A 21,438-nucleotide genomic window follows, 5' to 3' on the forward strand; every position below is an offset into this window, starting at 1 on the left:
GCTCGCGCGCAGCCGGTCGGACGGGCCCTTAACCCTGCCGAGCGTCAGGCTCCTTCGACGGCCGGCAGCTCGAAGCGAAACGTCGCGCCCAATACAGGATTTGGCTCGGCCCAAAGTCGGCCGCCGTGGCGCTCGAGGATCGAGCGTGAAATCGACAATCCCATGCCCAGCCCTCCGGGCTTCGTGGTGTAGAACGCCTCGAACAATCGCGCGCCGTCCACGTGCGAAAGGCCGACACCCGCGTCGGAGACGGCGCCCACGACCCAGACGCGGCCGGCGCCCTCCGAGAGCGTCGTCTCCAGGCGCACGCGTCGGCGCGCTTCCGGCAGATCCCGCGAAGCCTCGGCCGCATTGAGCAAAAGGTTGAGGATGACCTGCTGCAGCTCGACCGGATCGGCGAAGACCTGCGCCCCGCCCGATCGGAGCCCCAGCTCGAGGGCGATGCGACGTCGCGCCAGCTCGGCTTCTGCCACCGGCAGCGCCGCGCTGATCACGGCGTCGAGGTGGCAACGCTCGCGGTGCGCGGCCGAGCGCGTCAAGAGGCGGCGAATTCGCGCCAGCACGTCGCCGGCACGATGGCCGTCGTTCACGATCGCGACCAGCGACTCACGCACGGCGACCAGATCGGGCTCCGCGCGATCGAGCCAGTTGACGCCCGCGCTCGCGTCCGCGGCGATGGCCGCGAGGGGCTGATTGACCTCGTGCGCGATCGACGCGGCGAGCTCGCCCAGCGTGGTGGTACGCGCGACGTGGGCCAGCTGCGCGCGCGCCTCCTCGAGGTCCTCCGCCGCGCGTCGCGATGCGGTCATGTCCATCACCGCGCCCACGATCTCGGCGCTGCCGTCCGAGCTGGTGCGGGCGCGTCCGCGGATGCGCAGGTACTTGACGCGCCCGCCAGCGCACAGCAGCCGGTGCTCCAGCATCATCTGCCCCTCGCTCTTGGCGCGCTCGAACGCCTGCTGCACGCTCGCGCGTTCCTCCTTGGGTACGCGCTCCAGCAGCGGCGGGAGCGAAGGCCTGGTGCTCGGCTCGACCTCGTAGATGCGATACGTCTCTTCCGACCAGAACAGGTCTCCGGTCGCAAACTTCCAGCCGAAGCTGCCCGTGTCCGTCAAGCTCTCGGCCTCGGCCAGGTAGGCCTTGGTGCGACGCAGCAGCTCCTCCACCTTGCGGCGCTCGGTGTTTTCGCGCTGCAGGTCGTCGAAGAGCCGCGCATTCTCCAGCGAAATGGCCATCTGCGAGGCCAGCAGCTCGAGCAGCGTGAGGTGCGAGGGCGTGAAGGCGTGCGACGCGAGGTTGTTCTCCAGATAGAGTACGCCGGACAGCCGCGCCTGCTTGGCGAGCGGTACGCAAAAGATCGAGCGCGGGCGCGTGCGCCGTACGTGCTCATCGGCGGCAAAACGCGCGTCCAGCGCGGCATCTCCGAGGAGGAGCGGCTGCTGTGTGCGTACCGCGTAGCGCAGGATCGACGCGGGCGCATCGCTCGCTGGCGCGGGCTCACGAACGAGCCGCACCTCGATGTGGTCGGCCGCGGTCACCGCCTCCGCCTCGACCCACAGCTCCTCTCCCCGTGGTGAGATCAAGAGCGCCCGCTCCGCGCCGGCTCCCTCGAGCGCGATGGTCATCAAGGTGCGGATCAGGCGCTCGAGCTGGATCTCTCCCGATAGCGCTTGAGAAGCCTTGAGGAAGGGCACCAGGTCGAGCTGCTCCACGCGCGCCGCCCCGATGCTGGAGCGCGTGAGCGAAGGCTCCTCGCGCAGGCGCGGCTCGAGCAGCTCGAGCTGCGTGGCCTTCCCCGTCGCCTGCCAGTGGGCGTAGCCATCGCGCGCCGACCTGAGATAGGCCAGGGCCACGCCGCTCAACCCGCGCATCGCGTAGAAGCGGGCGGCCATCTCGCTTGCCACGGCTTCGTTCTGGGTGAAGCCGTGCTTTCGCGCGGAGTCGATGGCCTCTTCGTAGAGCCGCTCCGCGGCGAGCTCGCGCCGCTCGATGCGCGCCACCTCCGCCGCCACCAGCTTGGCTCGGTTCTCGAAATTGTCCGGGCAGTGACGCGCCCACAAGGCGAGGATACGCTCGTGCTCGTACAGCGCTTCGGCGTGGCGCGTGCGCTCCTCGCGCGAGCTCGCATCGTAGAGCGCGGCGCGCACCAGGGCCGTGTAGAAGTGGAACTCTGCCACCTCGAAATGACCGGGCGAGGTCCACAAGAGCGCCTCGGCCTGCCGGGCCGCGGCGAGCGCTGCCGCGTAGTCGCGCGCGAAGAATCGCCCCTGCAGCTTGCGAATCCAGTACCAGCAGGTGGCGAAGGCGAGCTGCTGGTCCTCGGCGAAGTGCCGCTCGAAGCTGGCTTCGTCGAAGTCGTCGCCGTCGAACGAGCCGAAGCTGGGCGTGTGGCCGCGGAGCAGCCGGATCAGCTGCAGCTGCGACGTGATGATGTCCGCGACCAGCCCGAAGCCGGTACGACGAGCGAGCGAGAGCCCGCGCTCCGCCTCGCGCGCCACCTCCGACAGCGGCGCGCCGCTCCCGAGCAGCAGCGTCACCAGCGTCTCGCTGCTGAAGCCGGCGAAGGTCAGATCGAGCGCCTCGAGCGCGGCCGCGTGCGCCCGTCTCACCAGCACCAGGCTGGTGTCGATGTGCTGGGCCCACGTGTTCACGTGGGCGCCGTAGGACATGTACGCGCGCGCCTTGAAGCGCTCGAAGCCGCGCGCCGCGACGAGATCGAACCCCAGCTTGCCGAAGCGATTGCCGGCAGGATAGTCGCGGAAGGTGGAGCCGAGCACCACGCCCAGCACCGCGTAGGCGTAGCAGGAGCCATCGCTGTTGCCGTGAGCGAGGCTGAGGCGCGCCATCCGCGCGACCAGACGATCGTGCAGGTCGCTGTCGGTGAAGAGCGCGGGCGGCTGCGCCGCCGTGAGCACGTCGAGCGCGGCGCGCCAGCTGTCGTTGCTGACCGGCAGCTCGATCAGCGACTCGATGCTGCGATCACCCAGCTCGTCCCACAGACTCTGGAACTCTCTCTCCACTTCGTCGCGCGTGGGCCGCGGCGTCCAGTCGATGCCCATCGTACCCAGGAAGTCCAGGCAGACCTGCACGGCCATGCCGTTTTGACCCGCCGTCGTGTAGAGCAGGATGCGGAGCCGCGCGACCGCGGCGCGGTCGACCAGGTTGGCAGCCTTCGGCGCGAGCTGCGTCAAGCACGCCTCGGCGGCCGTGAGCTCGCCGGCGAGCAGCTCGCACTCCGCGCGGTCGGAGCTGAGCGCGAAGGCAAGCGCGTAGTCGCTCTCCCAGCGGTCTTCGCCGAGCAGCACATCGGCCACCGCCAGGTACACGAGCGCCGAGGTGTACGCCGATGCTGCCTTGGCGCGGCGCCCCGCCGCGTGGTTCAGCTCCGCCACGCGCATGCGCTCTCGACGCGTGCGCAGGAGGTCGAGGCCGCGGTTGAGCTGGTTCACGATGTCGAAGCTGCCCTCTTCGCGCGCGCGCTCGGCCGACTCTGCGGAGAGCCTCATGCCGATGGCGAGGTGCAGGGCGGGCCTCTCGCGCGGGTCGATCAGCGCGTATGAAGCCTCCTGCACGCGGTCGTGCAAGAAGCGATACTCGCGCTCCACGCGCACCACGAGCCCGCTCCGCAGCGCGTCGTCCAGCGCGGCGGTCAGCTCACGCTCGCCGGTACCGAGCGCGAGCGCCAGGGCATCGATCGGCGCGCAAATACCGAGACAGGCGAGGTGCATCAGCGCGCGACGCGTGGGCTCCGGCAGGCGCGTCAGCTTCTCGATCATCAGCTCGGCCACGTTGTCGGTGAAGCCGCGCGCTCGGATGCGCTCGAGGTCCCAGCGCCAGCGTGATCTCGCCGGATCGAAATGGAGCAGCTCCGCTTCGTTGAGCGCGTTGATGAACTGAATCGCGAAGAACGGGTTACCGTGGGTCTTCTCGTGCACCAGCTCCGAGAGCGGCGCGAGCTCGGCGGTGTCCGCCTGCAGGACGTCCGCGAGCAGGTCGGCCACGTCAGGCGGGGCCAGCGCTGCGAGCGAGATCTCCTCCACGCGTCCGGCCGCCGCGCGCAGCCGCGCGACCAGGCGGTGCAGCGCGTGTTCGGCGTCGACCTCGTTGCTACGAAACGCCCCCACGATCAGCAGGTTCGCCAGCTCGGGGTGCAAGGCCAGATGTTCGATCAAGTCGAGGGTGGCTGCGTCGAGCCACTGCAGGTCGTCCAGGAACAGCACCAGCGGCTGCTCGGGCTTGGCGAACACCGCGATCAGGCGCCGAAAGATCAGCTGGAAGCGCTGTTTGGCGTCGTTCGGGGGCAGCTCGGGCGCCGGCGGCTGCGGTCCCAGGATGAACTCGACGTCGGGCACGAGGTTCGTCACCAGGCCACCGTGCGTGCCGAGCGCGCGCCGCAGCGCCTCTCGCCACGCCGAGAGCTCTTCTGCGGGCCGGCCCAGCACCTGCCGCACCAGGCTCTCGAGCGCCTGGGCGAAGGTGGCATACGGGATGTCGCGCTTGAACTGGTCGAACTTCCCCGACGCGAACGCCGCGCGCCGGCCGATGGCCCGCCTCAGCTCGTCGACGAGGGCCGACTTGCCGATCCCCGAGTAGCCCGACACGAGCACGAGCTCGGGAGCGCCGCTCGTGCGCACCCGTTCGAAGGCGGAGAGCAGCGCGTTGCGCTCGCGGTCGCGACCGTACAAGCGCTCGGGCATGCTGCGGTGGCGTGCGTCCCCGCTCGCGAGCGAAAAAGGCTCGATGCTGCCGTGCGCACTCCAATCGAGCAGGCAGCGCTCCAGATCGCGCGCCAGGCCGGCTGCGGTCTGGTAGCGCTCCTCCGCCGGCTTGGACAGCAGCTTCAAGACGATGGCGGCGAGCGGCGCCGGCAGCTCGGCCACGCGATCGCGCGGGTCGGCTGGCTGCTTGGCCACGTGGCAGTGGATCCACTCCATCGGCTCCGACGCGGCGAACGGCAGGCCGCCCGTCAACAACTCGTAGAACGAGACGCCCAGCGCGTACATGTCGCTGCGCGTATCGACCGCTCGGCTCATGCGCCCTGTCTGCTCCGGCGCCATGTACGGCAGACTGCCGACCAGGGTCGGCGGCCGCGCGCGCTGCTCGTCCGCCGCGCGCGCGGCGGCGCCGAAGCCGGTCAACCACACCGCGCCGCTGTCCACGTCGACCAGGGCATTCGCGGGCTTGATGTCCTTGTGCACGATGCCGCGCGCGTGCAGCTGGTCGAGCGCGCGCGTCCAGCCGAGCGCCACGCGCAGGAAGTCGCCTATCGGCCAGGCGCGTCCGACCCGATGGGCGAGCAGCTCACCGCCGGGATCCTCCAGCCAGAGCCTCGTGCGGCCCGGTCTGGAGTCGAGCTCACGTGGGCACACCGCCCACGCCGAATCCAGCTCCTCGCGGAGCGCGAACTCATTCTCCAGCTTCTGCAACAGGTCCGCCGCAGGCGCATGAACCGGCCGCAAGATCAACGACGGTTGTCCCTCACTGCTGCGGTAGAGCGCGAGCTCGCCGTCGTCGCGCAAGCAGACGGCTGCGGGGTCGTGCGAGGTCGTCATGGGGCGCACCGTGGGTGGGCCGGTGCTAGCGGCAACGGAGCTGAGCGGGGGGCGTTCCGTACGGACACATCCTACCTCGGCGCATCGCTCCGCCTCGCGTACCGCGACCGAAGCAAGTGAGCAGATAATCGCCGTCTACCGCCACAGTCAAGCTTCGGTCCCGCAGGCCGAAGCCGACGATCGCGTGACGCAATTCACAGTCCGGCGTCGAAGCGTCTCCGAGGCTCCGCTCGAGGGAGCAAGGGGGCAATCCGACCTTGGTCGGGTTTTCCCGGCCGAAGATCCCGTCCATACCGGCCCAGGTTCGCAGGCAGCGATGAAAGGCCGCGGACTCTCGTGTCCGCGGCCCTCGCTCTCACGACTGGATGAACTCTAGCAGATCCGGATTGACGACGTCCGGGTTGATGGTGCACAGGCCATGCCCCAGGCCCTTGTAGACCTTGAGCGTGCCCTTCTTGAGCAGCTTGATCGACAGCAGCGCGGAATCCGCGATCGGCACGATCTGGTCGTCGTCGCCGTGCATCACGAGCGTGGGCACATTGATCTTCTCGAGGTCGTCGGTGAAATCGGTCTCCGAGAACGCCTTGATGCAGTCGTAGTGCGGCTTGATACCGCCCATCATGCCCTGCCGCCACCAGTTGTCGACGACACCCGGCAGCGTCCTGACCCCTGGACGATTGAATCCATAGAACGGCCCTTCGGGCACAGCGCGGTAGAACTCCGCGCGGTTCGCGACGAGCGCGGCGCGGAATCCATCGAACACCTCGAGGGGAAGGCCACCGGGGTTCTTGTCGCTCTTGACCATGATCGGCGGCACGGCGCCGATGAGCACGGCCTTGGCCACGCGGCCGTCCTGCCCGTACTTCGCGACATAGCGCGCCACCTCACCACCGCCCGTGGAGTGGCCGATGTGCACCGCGCCCTTGAGGCCGAGGTGAGCGGTGAGCTGCGACACGTCGTTGGCGTACGTGTCCATCTCGTTGCCGTCGACGGTCTGCGACGAACGCCCGTGACCGCGGCGATCGTGCGCGATGACGCGAAAGCCCTTCGCAAGGAAGAACATGAACTGCGCGTCCCAGTCGTCTGCCGACAGCGGCCAGCCATGATGGAACACCAGAGGCTGGCCGCTGCCCCAGTCCTTGTAGAAAATCTCGACGCCTTCTTTGGTCTTGAAGATCGGCATGTGGCACTCCTTCTATCTATTGAATGGCGTGACGCAGGAACGAGGCCACCTGTTCGGCGGCGAGCTGCGGGTACTGATGCTGCGGGGCATGACCCGACTCGGGATACACGGCCAGATGTGCGTTGGGGATCTTGCGATTCAGCGCGAACCAGTTGTCCGCGGCGGTGCTGATGTCGTTGTCGCCGCTGATGATAAGCAGCGGCGTGCGCGTGACCATCAATTTCTGCAGCCGCCCGGCCTCATCGACGTGATATTCCTCGGCCGCGGCGAGGTAGGCCTTGATCGCCTCGGGAGTCGACGGAATTTTTTCATCGACGCCGGGGCGCGCGCGGATGCGGTCCCGCGACTCCTTCGCCATCTTTCGGCTGAACTCCGAGCGCGGCTCGAAGAACAACACGATCTCATCGTCCAGGTCATTCACCGGCTTGAACGCGCGGTCGATGAACGCCTGTTGAATTTCCACCGCGCGTTTGCCGGGCGGCGCCGTTCCCACGAGGATCGCGTGCGTGACGCGGCCGGGATGTTCGACCACCACGGTCTGCGCCACCGTACCGCCCCATGACCAGCCCAGGAGAATGAATTTTTCGAGCTTCATGGCGTCCGCGAACGCAATCACAAAGTCCGCGGCCTGGCCGATACCCTGCGGCAGCTTGCCGTCCGAATGACCCACGCCCGGATAGTCCACCGTGATGATGCGGTTGTTCTTCGCCAGCTCATCGAGGAACAGTGGATCCCAGGTATCGAGCGTGCCGCGCATGCGCGTGATGAGCACCATGGGGTTGCCCGTGCCGATGCTGCGGTAGGCAATCTTATCGCTTCCAACCTGTACGTAGTGCGTGGGTGCGGTGGCTGCCATATCCCTTCCGATCTGTGCGCTGTGCGTGGGTGCGCTGGCTGGCTTGTTCTCAGGCCGCCCTGAGCACGCCACCACGGCGAGCGCGAGCAATAGAACGCGAAAGCCTTTCTTCATGACGGAAGCCTCAGGCTACGCGCGCGTTGATCCAGCCCACCACGTCGGCCATCACCTGCTCTTTGCCGAGGTCGTTGAGCAGATCGTGGAAGTGCCCTTCGTAGAGCTTCAGCGTCTTGTCGCTCGAACCGGCCTTGTCATGGAAAAGCTGGCTGCCCGCAGGCACGGTGGCCTTGTCTTCGGTGCCGTGCATGACGAGCAAGGGCAGCGTGATGCTCCCGAACTCCGCGCGCATGCGGTCCGTGGCCTTGAGCAGCGCCGCCACCGTGCCCGCCGGTTGGACTTCACCATGGGTCAGCGGATCCGAATTCAGCTTCTGCAGGGCTTGCGGGTCGCGCGTGAAGTCCTTCTCATGCAGCTTCAGCACCGGCAATTTTGGCGCCACGCGCCCGAGGAAACGCACGAGCGACAGCACGGGCTTCGGCGCCCACACCTCGAACGCAAAGCTCTCGCAGATGAAACCGGCGATCTCCCTCTGATGATCCAGCGCCCAGGTGCAGGAGATCACGCCGCCCATGCTGTGACCCAGCAGAAACACGTCGAGGCCGGGCTCGCGGGTCTTCACCAGGGCGATGAACGTTCCCAGATCGTCCGTGTACTCGGCGACGTCATTGACGAACAGGCGCGGCCCCTCCGATTTGCCACGCCCGCGATGGTCGTAGGCATACACGGCAAAACCCGCCGCCGACAGCTGCTCCCCCGACCACTTGTATTGCCCGCTGTGCGCAAGAACGCCGTGGCAGAGCACAACGGCGGCGCGCGGTGTTCCCGCCGGCCGCCAGGAACGCATGTGGAGGCGCGTGCCGCCGCGGCCGGTGAATGTTTCTTCTTTCATGGGAGATCCTCGTTAGAGATGGCGTTTGAAAAACTCAAGCGTGCATGGGCGGATCAGCGGGGGGCATGGTCGCCATGGTCGGACTCGGGCGCGGGCACGCCGGTGATCTTGGGCACGCACTCGCGGGAGAACCATGCCGCGCTGAGCGGCTCCCCGGCGAGGAGCCGCCGCGCGGCCGGGCCGACCTGCTCGCCGAGGAGCATGCCGCACAGCCCGATCAGCGCGATGATCGGCGGCGCCGGTGCGCGCACGTTCAGCACGCTGTAGAGGATGCCGACCAGCACGCCGACGCCCAGCGAGAGCAGGTAGAGCTTCATGCGCTCCTAGTGGCCGCCCTCGGAGGCGCTGAACATGGACTTGGCGTAGATGATGCCGAGGCCGTAGGCGCCCCCGAGCTCGGCGGCGATCCCGGTGGTCGCGCCGTACGTCTCGCCGCGGGCCCAGTCGCGCTGGAGCTCGAGCAAGTACTGCAGGGCGGTCAGCGGGCGCGCGCCGGCCTGGACCATGCGCGTGACGGCGCGCTCGTGGGCCTCGTCCGACACGTCGCCGCAGGCGTCGGTGATCACGTAGACCTCGAAGCCCTGCTCGATCGCCGACAGCACGGGGCCGACGATGCACACGGAGGTCCACAGGCCGGCGATGACGATGCGCGACTTGCCGAGCTTGTTGACGCGGGCGATGATGTTGGCGTCCTCCCAGCAGTTCATGGTGGTGCGATCGATGAGGTCGACCTCCGGCTGGGCGGCGCGGATCTCGGCGAAGATCGGGCCCGAGAAGGTCTTCTCGGCCACGGTGGTGAGGATCGTGGCGACGCCGAAGACGCGGGCCGCGCGGGCCGTCAGGGCGGCGTTGTTGCGCAGCAGGACGCCGTCGATCGAGCGGGTGGCGAACGCCATCTGCGGCTGGTGGTCGATGAGGATCAGCGTGTGATCGCCGGGCGTGAGCAGCGACTTGGCGGGAGCGGCGGTGGCGGTGGGCATGGTCTGTGAGTCCTTTTTTGGCGAAGATGAAACGAATGAACGAACGGTGACTGTCAGAGCTTGAGGGCCAGCCAGGAGGCGACGAAGTCGACGTCTCGGGTGCGGCCGGCGTGGGCGACGAAGGGGCCGCGGAAGAAGCGGCTAGAACACGGCGCAGGGGCAGGCGAGGCCGCGGTGGTGATGAGGGTGGCGGGCGCGCCGGCTCAGCGCGCGGGCGACCACGCCGGGGTCGTAGCCGCCGTACTGCGCGGGCGGGGCCCAGTCGGGGCTGAACGGCAGCGGCGGGGGAGCGAGGCCGCCGAAGTCGCCGCTCGCGTGGACGACGTCGCCGCCGACCACCGTGAGCACCGAGGTGATGTTGCGGATCTCCGCCTCTGGCACGACGAAGTAGTCGTCGGACAGCACCGCAAGGTCGCCGAGGCGGCCCTCGGCGACGAGGCCCCGCTGGCCGTCCTCGCCGGAGAACCACCCGTTGCCGGCGGTGTAGAGGCGCAGCGCTTGCTCGCGCGACAGGCGGGCGCCGGGGCCGAGCAGCTCGGTTCCGCCGACGCTGCGACCGGAGACCAGCCAGCCGAGGCCGACCCACGGGTTGTAGCTGGCGACGCGCGTGGCGTCGGTGCCCCCGCCCACGGGGATCCCCGCGGCGAGCATGCGCCGCACCGGCGGTGCGTCGCTCGTCATCTCCGGGCCATAGCGGTGGAGGAAGTGCTCGCCCTGGTAGGCCATGCGATGCTGGATGGCGATGCCGCCGCCGAGCGCGGCGATCCGGTCGATGTTGCGGGCCGACACCGTCTCGGCGTGGTCGAAGAACCACCGCAGGCCGGCGAACGGGACCTTGCGGTTCACGGCCTCGAACACGTCGAGCATGCGCGTGATCGACTCGTCGTAGGTGGCGTGCAGGCGGAACGGCCAGCGACGCGCGACCAGGTGCTCGACCACGGGGCCGAGCTGCGCCTCCATGTGCGGCGGCAGGTCGGGCCGCGGCTCGAGGAAGTCCTCGAAGTCGGCGGCCGAATAGACGAGCATCTCGCCGGCGCCGTTGAGCCGGTAGTAATCGTCGCCGCGGCCAGGGCTGACGGCCTTGGCCCACTGGCTGAAGTCCTCGAGCTCCTGCCCGGGGCGCTGGGTGAACAGGTTGTAGGCCAGCCGCACGGTCAGCTGCTTGGCGGCCGCGAGCTCCTCGATGATCTGGTAGTGCTCGGGGTACTGCTGGAAGCCGCCGCCGGCGTCGATCGCCCCGGTGATGCCGAGGCGGTTGAGCTCGCGCATGAAATGACGGGTGCTGTTGCGCTGCTCGTCAGGGCCGAGCCTGGGGCCCTTGGCCAGCGTGGCGTAGAGGATCCACGCGTTCGGCTTGGCGATCAGGAGGCCGGTCGGCTCGCCGTGACGGTCGCGCTGGATCACCCCGCCCGGCGGGTCGGGCGTGTCGCGGGTATAGCCGACGGCCCGCAGCGCGGCGCGGTTGAGCAGCGCCTGCGAGTAGAGGTGGAGCACGAACACCGGGGTGTCCGGCGCGGCCGCGTTGAGCTCGTCGAGGGTCGGCATGCGCCGCTCGGCGAACTGGAACTCCGACCAGCCACCGACGACGCGGACCCACTGCGGCGGCGGGGTGATCTGGGCCTGCGCGCGCAGCCGCCTCAGCGCCTCGGCCAGCGAGGCGACGCCGTCCCACCGCAGCTCGCTGTTGTAGGTGAGGCCGCCGCGGATGAGGTGGAGGTGTGAATCGATGAGGCCGGGGATCGCCCGCCGGCCGCGGAGATCGATCTTGCGGGTGCCGGCGCCGGCGCGGCGCAGGACGCCGGCGTCGTCGCCGACGGCGACGAATCGCCCGCCGCGGATCGCCGCCGCCGAGGCCGCGGGCGCCCGCGGATCCATGGTGGTGATTCGCCCGTTGAAGAGGATGAGCTCGGGGTCAGCGCTGGTTGTCATCGGCAGGGTCCGCGCGGAAGGTGGCAGACGACGGGTGGAGGGTAAACCCGACCTTAGGGGGGTGAGGAGATGGGGTGACTGAACACCACGGGCCGGCCGGCGCCCCAGCCCTTGGAGTAGATCTGCGCCCCATCCTTGACGGTGCTCGTTGATGTGGCCAGACGCCGACACCCGACCAAGGTCGGGTTTGCCGCGCCGGCCTGTCGCATTACGTCGTCGACTTCAATGTCCAAACCCAAATTGACGCACGCCACGGGTGCGCCCGTGGTCGACAATGTAAACATCCAGACCGCCGGGCCGCGCGGCCCCGCGCTGCTGCAGGACATCTGGCTGATCGAGAAGCTCGCGCATTTCGACCGCGAGGTGATCCCCGAGCGGCGTATGCACGCCAAGGGCTCAGGCGCCTACGGGACGTTCACCGTGACGCACGACGTGACGCGGTACACCCGGGCCAAGCTCCTCGCCGAGGTCGGCAAGCGGACGCCGGTGTTCGTGCGATTCTCGACGGTCGCCGGCGAGCGCGGCGCCGCCGATGCCGAGCGTGATATCCGCGGCTTCGCGGTGAAGTTTTATACCGAAGAGGGGAACTGGGACATCGTCGGCAACAACACGCCGGTGTTCTTCTTCCGCGACCCGCTGCGCTTCCCCGACCTCAACCACGCGGTCAAGCGCGACCCTCGCACCGGGATGCGCAGCGCGGACAACAACTGGGACTTCTGGACGTCGCTGCCCGAGGCGCTCCACCAGGTGACGATCGTGATGAGCGACCGCGGGATCCCGCGCAGCTATCGCACGATGCACGGCTTCGGCAGCCACACCTTCAGCATGATCAACGCCGCGAACGAGCGCGTGTGGGTCAAGTTCCACTTCATCAGCCAGCAGGGGATCGACAACCTCACCGACGCCGAGGCCGAGGCGGTGGTGGGGCGAGACCGCGAGAGCCACCAGCGCGACCTGTTCGAGAGCCTGGAGGCGGGGCGGTTTCCGCGCTGGAAGCTCTGCATTCAGGTCATGACCGAGGCGCAGGCGCGGACGCACCGGCATAACCCGTTCGACCTCACCAAGGTCTGGCCGAAGGCCGACTATCCGCTCATCGAGGTCGGCGTCCTCGAGCTCGACCGCAACCCCGACAACGTGTTCGCCGAGGTCGAGCAGGCCGCGTTCTCGCCGGCCAACATCGTCCCCGGCGTCGGCTTCTCGCCCGACAAGATGCTGCAGGCGCGGCTCTTCTCGTACGGCGACGCGCAGCGCTACCGGCTCGGCGTCAACTTCAACCAGATCCCCGTCAACGCGCCGAAGTGCCCGTTTCACAGCTTCCACCGCGACGGCGCGATGCGCGTCGACGGCAACCTCGGCGCCACGACCAGCTACTTCCCGAACCGACACGGCGAATGGGACGACAACGCCGGCGCCGGTGAGCCGCCGCTGCCCATCGCCGGCGACGCCGCACACTGGGATCATCGCGCCGACGAGGACCACTGGGAGCAGCCAGGTCGCTTGTTCCGCCTGATGTCGCCGGCGCAGCAGCAGGCGCTGTTCGCAAACACCGCGCGCTCCCTCGGCGGCGCGTCGGTCGACGTCCAGCGCCGGCACGTCGCCAACTGCATCAAGGCCGACCCCGTCTACGGGGCCGGCGTGGCCCGTGCGCTCGGCCTCGACCGGGGCTAGCCCCGCGCTCGCACGATTCTGAGCTGCGCGGTGGCCGCAGGCTCGGCGGACGCGCCGTCGGGCTCGATCGCCGCGTGCCGCACGCTCGACGCGAAGACCATCCTTCCGATCCATCGCCCTGGTTGGGCGCACTTCCAGCAGTCCGAGGACGACCTCCGCGGCGCGTTCGTCGCCGCGGCCAGCGTTCGGTGCTCCTCCGGCGCCGGCGCGCTTGACTCCGGCAGCCGGGGCCTCTATGACATTCGCACATCGCGATACATGAATACATGAGTCTTTCCGAATACATCGAGACGCTGAACCTCCTCGGGGACGAGAGCCGGATACGGCTCTGCGTACTCCTCCGGGACCGCGAGCTGCGGGTGACGGATCTGGTTCGCGTGACGGGCATCGCGCAGTCGCGCGTCTCGACGCACCTCGGGCGGCTCCGCGAGGCAGGGTTCGTCCGGGATCGGCGCCAGGGGCCGCAGTCGTTCTATGCGCTCGCGGTCGATACCCTGCCCGGGACCGCGAAGGCCCTCCTCGATGAGGCCACGAAATCGCCCGACCCGACCCTGGAGGGCGACCAGCGGCGCCTCCTGGAGCTCGACGCCGAGCGGCGCGGCGGCCTCCCTGAGTCCTTCGCCGGCGAGATGGAGAGGCACTACTCCCCGGGCCGCACGTGGCAGTCGCTCGCGGTCGGCATCGCCGCGTTGCTCCGCCTCGGCGACGTCCTCGACGTCGGCTCGGGCGACGGCGCGGCGGCCAGCTCGCTCGCGCCTTACTGCCGCTCGCTCACCTGCGTCGACTCGAGCAGCCGGATGATCGAGGCCGCGAGAGAGCGGTTCTCGACCCAGCCCCACGTCCGCGTAGAGATCGCCGATGTCCACGCTCTGCCGTTCGGAGACGCCTCCTTCGACTCGGTCCTCGTGTTTCACACGCTGACCTACGCCGAGGACCCGCCGCGGGCGCTGGAAGAGTGCGCCCGCGTGCTCCGCCCAGGCGGTCGGGTGGTCATCCTGTCGCTCGACGCGCACCAGCAGCGGGAGATCACCGTGCCCTACGGCGAGCGCCACCCCGGCTTCTCGCCCTCCGACATCCGCGCCATGCTCACCCGCGTGAAGCTCGATGTCGTCGCGTCCGAAGTCGCCTGCCGCGAGACAAAGAAACCCCATTTTCAGGTCGTGCTCGCCATCGCCGACAAGCCGACCCCCGGTCCCTCCAAGAGCGCCAAGCGAGGCTGATCATGCCGTCCAACAACACCACGCCTCCCCTTCATCCACTCCAGAAGCTCCTCCAGAGCCGCATCGTCATCATCGACGGGGCGATGGGGACGACCATCCGCACCTACGGGATGAAGGAAGCGGACATCCGGGGCGAGCGATTCGCGGATTCGAAGAAAGACCTGCTGAACAACGGCGATCTGTTCTCGCTCACGCAGCCGAAGATGATCTGCGACATCCACCGGCGGTTCCTCGAGGCCGGCGCGGACATCATCGAGACCAACACCTTCGGCGCGACCAGCATCACCCAGAGCGAGTTCTTCGTGGACGACCCGCGGGAGCACGGCGGGCGGAAGGACCCGGCCTTCTATCAACGGATCATCGACGACCCGTTCCTCAACGACCTCGCCTGGGAGATCAACGAACAGTCCGCGCGGCAGTGCCGCGAATGGGCCGATCGCGTGGCGAACGCCGACGGGCGGCAGCGGTTCGTCGCGGGCGCCATCGGCCCGCTCACCGTCTCCCTGTCCAACTCCCCGGACGCCGACGACCCCGGCTTCCGCGTCGTGACGTTCGATCAGGTGAAAGCAGCGTACGTCCACCAGATCCGCGCCCTGATCGCCGGCGGCTCCGACGTGCTGCTGGTCGAGACCATCTTCGACTCGCTCAACGCGAAGGCCGCGCTCGTCGCCATTCGAGAGGTGTTCGACAAGGACGGCAAGACCCTGCCGGTGATGATCTCGGCGGCGGTCGGGCGCGGCGGAGAGACGATGATCTCCGCGCAGACGGTCGAGGCGTTCTGGAACGCGGTGAAGCACGTGAACCCGCTCGCCATCGGGCTGAACTGCTCGCTCGGCCCGGACCTGATGTATCCGTTCCTGTCCGACCTCTCGGAGAAGTCCAGCGCCGCGATCTCCTGCTACCCGAACGCCGGCCTGCCCAACCCGCTCTCCCCCACGGGCTTCGATCTGGAGCCGCCGGACATGGCGCGCCACATCGGCGGCTTCGCCGACGCAGGCCTCCTCAACATCGCCGGCGGCTGCTGCGGCAACACGCCCGAGCACATCGCGGCCATCGCCAAGGCGCTCGCCGGCAAGCCCCCGCGTGCCCTCGACCCCAGGACCCCCGCCGAGGCCCCGCCCAGCAGCGCGCCCTCGTCCGGCCCGCCGATCCCCCTGCGCCTGTCCGGCTCTCAGCCGTTCACGCAGCAGCCCGGCGTTTACATGATCCTGGGCGAGCGCACCAACGTCGCCGGGTCGCCGAAATTCGCGAAGCTCATCAAGGAAGGGAAATTCGAGGAAGCGGTGGGCGTGGCGCGCCAGCAGGTCGAGAACGGCGCCAACGTCATCGATATCTGCATGGACGAGGGCATGATCGACGGCGCCTCTGCGATGACGCGCTTCTTGCTGCTCCTGGCCAGCGAGCCCGAGGTGGCGAAGGTCCCGTTCATGGTGGACTCGTCGAAATGGGAGGTCATCGAGGCGGGCCTCCGGTGCATGCAGGGCAAGGGCATCGTGAACTCCATCTCGCTCAAGGAGGGTGAGGCGAAGTTCCGCGAGAGCGCGAAGACCGTCCTCAAGTACGGCGCCGCCGTCGTGGTCATGGCCTTTGACGAGCAAGGGCAGGCCGCCACCTACGAGGACAAGATCCGGATCTGCAAGCGCGCGTACGGCATCCTCGTCGACGAGGTGGGGTTTCCTCCCGAGGACATCATCTTCGATCCGAACATCCTCACGGTCGCGACCGGCATGGAGGAGCACAACAATTACGCCGTCGACTTCATCGAGGCGACCCGCTGGATCAAGGCGAACCTGCCGCACGCCAAGGTCAGCGGCGGCGTGTCGAACATCTCGTTCAGCTTTCGCGGCAACAACCGGGTGCGCGAGGCCATGCACTCGGCGTTCCTCTACCATGCCATCCGGGCCGGCATGGACATGGGCATCGTCAACGCGGGCATGCTCGAGGTGTACGAGGAGATCGAGCCGGAGCTCCGCGAGCTCGTCGAGGACGTCCTGCTGAACCGGCGCCCGGACGCCACGGAGCGGCTGGTCGATTTCGGCGAAGCGCTGAAGGCCAAGAGCGCCGGCGCCGCCGCGACCGAGAAGAGAGAAGAGGAGTGGCGCAAAGGCACCGTCGAGGAGCGGCTGTCGCACGCGCTGGTCAAGGGCATCGACACGTACATCGATATCGACACCGAGGACGCGCGCGCCAAGCTCGGCCGCCCGCTCTCCGTGATCGAGGGCCCGCTGATGGATGGAATGAGCGTCGTCGGAGATCTCTTCGGCGCGGGCAAGATGTTCCTGCCGCAGGTGGTGAAATCGGCGCGCGTGATGAAGAAGGCCGTCGCGTACCTCACGCCGTTCATGGAGGAGGAGAAGGCGGCGATGGCCGCCGCTGGGCAGGAGGTGAAGACGCAGGGGAAGATCGTCCTCGCCACGGTGAAGGGCGATGTCCACGACATCGGCAAGAACATCGTGGGCGTCGTGCTCGCGTGCAACAATTACGAGGTGATCGACATGGGCGTCATGGTCCCGTGCGAGAAGATCCTCGAGCGCGCCAGGCAGGAGAAGGCGGATCTGATCGGCCTGAGCGGGCTGATCACGCCGTCGCTCGACGAGATGATCCACGTCGCCCGCGAGATGGAGCGGCAGAACTTCAAGCTGCCGCTCTTGATCGGCGGAGCGACGACCAGCAAGGCGCACACGGCCGTGAAGGTGGCCCCGCATTACAGCGAGCCGGTCGTGCATGTGGTCGACGCGAGCCGCGCCGTGCCCGTCACGACGAGCCTCCTGAGCGAGGAGGGCAAGGCGGCGTTCGTCGCCCAGCACCGCGCCGAGTACGAGAAGCTCCGGCGGCTCCACGCGGCGCCGAAGCACAAGCTCGTCTCCCTCGAGGCCGCGCGCGCGAACCGGACGCGGATCGAATGGCGCGCCGAGGACGTGCCGGTGCCGGAGTTCACCGGCGCGCGCGTGCTCGAGGACTTCCCGCTCGCCACCTTGCGCGAGTACATCGACTGGACGCCGTTCTTCCACACGTGGGAGCTGAAGGGCGTCTATCCGCGGATCCTGGAGCACGAGAAGTACGGCGAGCAGGCGCGCCAGCTCTTCTCCGAGGCGAACGCGCTGCTCGACATGATCATCGAGAAGAAGCTGCTGACGGCGCGCGGCGTGTATGGCTTCTTCGCCGCCAGCGCCGTGGGCGACGACGTGGAGGTATACGCGGACGGGACGCGCACGAAGGTGCTCGAGCGGTTTCACTTCCTTCGCCAGCAGACGGCGAAGGAGAACGGCGAGCCAAACCGGTCGCTCGTCGATTTCATCGCGCCCAGGGAGACCGGCCTCCGGGACCACATCGCCGGCTTCGCGGTGACCGCCGGGATCGGCCTGAAGGAGCTGTGCGAGCGGTTCAGGGCGGGGAACGACGACTACAACGCCATCATGGCCGAGGCGATCGCGGATCGCCTGGCGGAGGCGTTCGCCGAGTGCCTGCACAAGCGGGTGCGCGACGAGTGGGGTTATGGCCGGCAGGAGGACCTGACCAAGGCCGAGCTCATCGAGGAGAAGTACCGCGGCATCAGGCCCGCGGCGGGGTACCCCGCGTGCCCGGATCACACGGAGAAAGGCACGCTCTGGCGGCTTCTCGACGTCGAGAAGAGCACCGGCATCCTGATCACCGAGTCGTTCGCGATGTGGCCCGGATCGAGCGTGAGCGGCCTGTACTTCGCGCACCCGGAGGCCCGGTACTTCAGCCTGGGAAAGATCGATCGCGACCAGGTGGTCGACTACCACGCGCGAAAGGGCATGACCGTCGCGGAGGTCGAGCGCTGGCTCGGCCCGAACCTCAACTACGACGCTTCAAATCAGTAAAAATCCCGCCAGGGATCTGTATCGCGAACGAGGAGAAATTTTGACGCAAAGGCGCAAAGACGCAAAAATACACAGAATCTGTTCTTTTTTGCGCCTTTGCGTTGAAATCTCTCGCCGGATCAGGCCTTGAGCTCGTCGAACTCGCCGGGCTCGCCGAAGGAGCCGAAGTTCGTGATCGGCCCCCCGCCCTGCTCGGTGCAGCCGACCGCGTTCGCGAGCGTCGTGAGCAGCTTGTTCTGGGGCGCGTCCTTGTCCTGCACCGTGCTCGACTGCCGCGTCACCTTGACGTACTGCCCCGTCTTGAAGTAGCCGCCGCAGCCGCCCGCGATGATGTACGGCAGGTCGCGGAAATCATGGCGCTTGCCGTCGGAGAGCTCGTTCATGAACACGACGGCGCTGTTGTCGAGCACCGTGGCCCCGCCCTCCTCGTAGCTCGCGAGCCGGTCGAGCAGATAGACATATTCGCCCACGTACCAGCGGTCGATGTTGAAGAGCATCTCCTCGTAGCCGTCGACGACGCTGCCGGTGTCGTCGTCCCTCGTGTTTCCGTGGGAGAGCTTGTGGTGGTTGTACTCGTGGGCCATCCCATCCCACTTGAAGATCGGCCCTGCCGCGCCCGAGCCCCATTGCAACGTCGCCGACCGCGTCGCGCCGGTCGCGATGGCCAGCGCGAGGATGTCCATCTGCATCCGCCCGACCTTCTTGAACTCCGCGTCGAACGCGACCGTGTCCGGGTCGATCGCCTCGATCTCCGCCGCTCGCTCCGGCGAGAGCTCACGCGGGATGATGCCCGTACCGCCCATGCCCACCTCGAGGTCGCGCACCGTCTGGAAGTGCATCTCGAGCTTGTCGCGATCGGCCTTGCTGAGCTTCTTCTTGAGCAGGGCCTCGTACTCGACCGAGACCAGGTCGAGCACGCTCTCGCGGCGCTTCGTGAGCCGCACGAGCGCCTCCTCTTCGAGGTCCGTCCCGCCGACCAGGTCCCGGTACGCGAGCCACGGGTTGTTCTCGCCGGAGACGGGCATCTCGCTGGCGGTGTACGAGATGTGCCCGCGCACGTTCGGCGTCTTCGCCCCGACCATCAGCGTGAGCGCGGGCGTGCCCTGCGGGTTGAGCTTGTTCGCGATGAACTGGTCGAGCGAGATCCCCGCCGCGTACTGGCTGCCCTCGACGAGCGGCTGCGCCGTGAGCTTGCAGCCCATCCCCTTCGCGTGATCGTCGCCCGCGCTCGGGTCGAATCCATAGCCGCGCGGCGCCATGTGGATGCCCCGCGGGATCAAGAGCTTGTCCCGGTACGCGGCGAGCGGCGCTATAGCCCGCGTCGCCCCGAACGAGGCGGCCGTCAGCGCGCCGTACTGCGTGCTCGGGAAGAACTTGGCCATGTTCACGCCATTGCACATGAAGAAGGCGATGAACCGGCGCGGCGCGCTCGCGTCGGCCTTGGCGTCGCGCGGGAGCAGCGACTCGAGGAGCGGGAGGCCGAGCATCACCCCGCACGCGCCCCGCAAGAACGTTCTGCGATTCATTGGTCCACCTCTTCCACGGCGCGATACCTGAACGTCTTCGTCTGCGTGAGGGCGACGAGCAGCTCCTTGATGTTGTACCCGGACGCGCCGAGCTTCTCGTCGAGCTCGGCGATCGTGCACGCGTCCTCCCGCGAGAGCTGGCGCGCATTGCCGTAACGGTACCAGTTCGTCAGATAACACCGCTGCGCGACGGGGCTCTCCGCGAGCTGCGTCGCGAGGTCCACGGCGCCGTCGAAGCTGATCTCACCGTCCCCGACGGCGATCGTGCCTGTCGCGTCGATCGTCTCGCCGTCCTCGTCGGCCCGGTAGCGCCCGACCGCGTCGAAGTGCTCGAGCGCGAAGCCCGGCGGGTTGATCACGCCATGGCACTTGTTGCACGCGTCCGGCGACGTGTGCACCTCCACCTGGTCGCGCGTCGTCTTGATCTCGCCCTGGAGGGGCGGCAGCGTCGTGTTGATGTCCGCCGGCGGGTCCGGGAGGTCGGTGCAGAGGATCTGGCGCTGGATGAACACGCCGCGGTGGATCGGAGAGCTCTTGTTGAAGAACGCGTGCGAGCTCAGGAAGCCGGCCTGCGTGAGGAGCCCCGCCCGCTCCGCCGGGTCGAGCGGCGTCTCCACGAGCGCGCTCGTGAACGACCCCTCCACGCCGTAGATCGGGGCGAGCTTGTCGTTCACGAAGCCGACGGGCTCCGTCATCAGCGTCCGGAAGTCGCCCTCCATCTCGAGGACGACGTGCCGGATGAACTGCCTCGTCTCGGCCACCATGGCCGAGGACACGCTGGCGTCGAAGTCCTCGTAGAGCGCTGGATCCTTCGAGAGATCCGCGTAACGGCTCATGTGAAGCCACTGGGCGTGGAAGTCGTCCAGGGCGCTCGTGGCCTTGGGGTCGGCGAGCATGCGCCGCGCCTCGGCCTCGATGCCCTCGGGCGTGCCCAGCGCGCCGCCCTCCGCCGCTTCGAGGAGCGCGTCGTCGGGCAGGCTGTTCCAGAGCAGGTACGAGAGCCTCGTCGCGACCTCGTAGGCGTCGAGCGGGATGATCCCCGCGCCGTCGAGCTCCTCGCTGAGCTCGATGCGGTAGAGGAAGTGCGGCGACTGGAGCATCGCCTCGATGACGTGGCGCACGCCCTGCTCGAACGGCGTGCCCGCGTCGAAGAGGCCATTGCCGCGGGCGTACGCGGCGGCGTACGCCTCCTCCTGCTCCGCCGAGAGCGGCCTCCTGTAGACGCGCTCGCCGAGCTCCCGGATGAGCTGCCGGGCGCAGACCGCGCCGTCGCCCTCCGGCGCGCACGGCACGATCTTGCCGAGCACGGCCTGGTCGACGACGGCATCGGCCGCGATGGTCTCCGCGGCGCGGCGGTAATCGCGGGCGAGGCGGTCGGAGACGACGAGCCCCTTGGCGTTGTTGTTGAACCCCTCGAACGCCGGGTCCGCGAGGAACGCCGCCGAGGCCTTCATGTCCTTGCCGAAGAGGTCCCGGATGGTGTTGTCGTACTGCGTGTGCGTCAGCCGCGTCAGGCGCGGGGTCGGGCCGGGCGCGGTGACGCCGGGCTCGCACTGGGCGCTGGGGTCGGGACCGGGGCCGGGGCCGGGGCCGGGACCGGGACCGGGGCCGTCGCCCGGATCCGATCCGCCATCGCCAGACGTTCCCGAGCACGCGACCGCGCTGGAGAGCGCGATGGCCGCGAGCAGCATCCTCGGGGTGCTTCGATTCACGGGCAGCTCCTTCGTGAA

Annotated in this window: 12 protein-coding genes; 3 read left to right on the forward strand and 9 right to left on the reverse strand. The window is 68.4% G+C overall.

Features of this window, described 5'->3' with window-relative positions:
* Window positions 1–44: 44 nt before the first annotated feature.
* The 7 genes from WME79_RS42420 to WME79_RS42450 form a co-directional block, all read right to left on the reverse strand.
* Window positions 45–5,552: a trifunctional serine/threonine-protein kinase/ATP-binding protein/sensor histidine kinase gene (locus WME79_RS42420; RefSeq protein WP_437527105.1), complete on the reverse strand. Its 5,508-nt coding sequence runs from the start codon at window positions 5,550–5,552 to the stop codon at window positions 45–47.
* A 355-nt stretch (window positions 5,553–5,907) separates the two neighbouring features.
* On the reverse strand, window positions 5,908–6,735 hold the full coding sequence (locus WME79_RS42425; protein ID WP_437527108.1) for an alpha/beta fold hydrolase: 828 nt from the start codon (window positions 6,733–6,735) through the stop codon (window positions 5,908–5,910).
* A 16-nt stretch (window positions 6,736–6,751) separates the two neighbouring features.
* Window positions 6,752–7,705, reverse strand: coding sequence for an alpha/beta fold hydrolase (locus WME79_RS42430; RefSeq protein WP_437527111.1), 954 nt, complete (start codon window positions 7,703–7,705; stop codon window positions 6,752–6,754).
* A gap of 10 nt (window positions 7,706–7,715) precedes the next feature.
* Window positions 7,716–8,540: a lysophospholipase gene (locus tag WME79_RS42435; protein ID WP_437527113.1), complete on the reverse strand. Its 825-nt coding sequence runs from the start codon at window positions 8,538–8,540 to the stop codon at window positions 7,716–7,718.
* 53 nt (window positions 8,541–8,593) lie between these two features.
* The gene (locus WME79_RS42440; RefSeq protein WP_437527116.1) at window positions 8,594–8,857 is read right to left on the reverse strand and encodes a XapX domain-containing protein; all 264 of its coding nucleotides are present in this window, start codon (window positions 8,855–8,857) and stop codon (window positions 8,594–8,596) included.
* A gap of 6 nt (window positions 8,858–8,863) precedes the next feature.
* A complete protein-coding gene (locus tag WME79_RS42445; RefSeq protein ID WP_437527119.1) occupies window positions 8,864–9,520 on the reverse strand; it encodes a hydrolase in 657 nt (218 codons plus the stop codon).
* Between the two features lie 141 nt (window positions 9,521–9,661).
* Window positions 9,662–11,449: an amidohydrolase gene (locus WME79_RS42450; RefSeq protein ID WP_437527121.1), complete on the reverse strand. Its 1,788-nt coding sequence runs from the start codon at window positions 11,447–11,449 to the stop codon at window positions 9,662–9,664.
* A 225-nt stretch (window positions 11,450–11,674) separates the two neighbouring features.
* On the opposite strand from WME79_RS42450, the gene WME79_RS42455 reads away from it, so the two are divergent.
* The 3 genes from WME79_RS42455 to metH all read left to right on the forward strand — a co-directional run bounded on the left by WME79_RS42455 (window position 11,675) and on the right by metH (window position 18,182).
* Complete coding sequence (locus tag WME79_RS42455; protein WP_437527124.1) at window positions 11,675–13,117, forward strand: catalase; 1,443 nt, start codon at window positions 11,675–11,677, stop codon at window positions 13,115–13,117.
* Window positions 13,118–13,383: 266 nt separating this feature from the next.
* Window positions 13,384–14,337, forward strand: coding sequence for an ArsR/SmtB family transcription factor (locus tag WME79_RS42460; protein WP_437527127.1), 954 nt, complete (start codon window positions 13,384–13,386; stop codon window positions 14,335–14,337).
* A gap of 2 nt (window positions 14,338–14,339) precedes the next feature.
* Window positions 14,340–18,182: a methionine synthase gene (metH, locus tag WME79_RS42465; protein ID WP_437527130.1), complete on the forward strand. Its 3,843-nt coding sequence runs from the start codon at window positions 14,340–14,342 to the stop codon at window positions 18,180–18,182.
* A gap of 119 nt (window positions 18,183–18,301) precedes the next feature.
* Here metH and WME79_RS42470 read toward each other — a convergent pair whose 3' ends face one another.
* Window positions 18,302–19,708, reverse strand: coding sequence for a DUF1552 domain-containing protein (locus tag WME79_RS42470; RefSeq protein WP_437527133.1), 1,407 nt, complete (start codon window positions 19,706–19,708; stop codon window positions 18,302–18,304).
* Complete coding sequence (locus WME79_RS42475) at window positions 19,705–21,420, reverse strand: DUF1592 domain-containing protein (protein ID WP_437527136.1); 1,716 nt, start codon at window positions 21,418–21,420, stop codon at window positions 19,705–19,707. Before WME79_RS42475 ends, WME79_RS42470 begins: the two co-directional genes overlap by 4 nt.
* Window positions 21,421–21,438 lie beyond the last annotated feature (18 nt).

This window comes from Sorangium sp. So ce726, assembly GCF_051521405.1.
GTDB lineage: Bacteria > Myxococcota_A > Polyangia > Polyangiales > Polyangiaceae > Sorangium.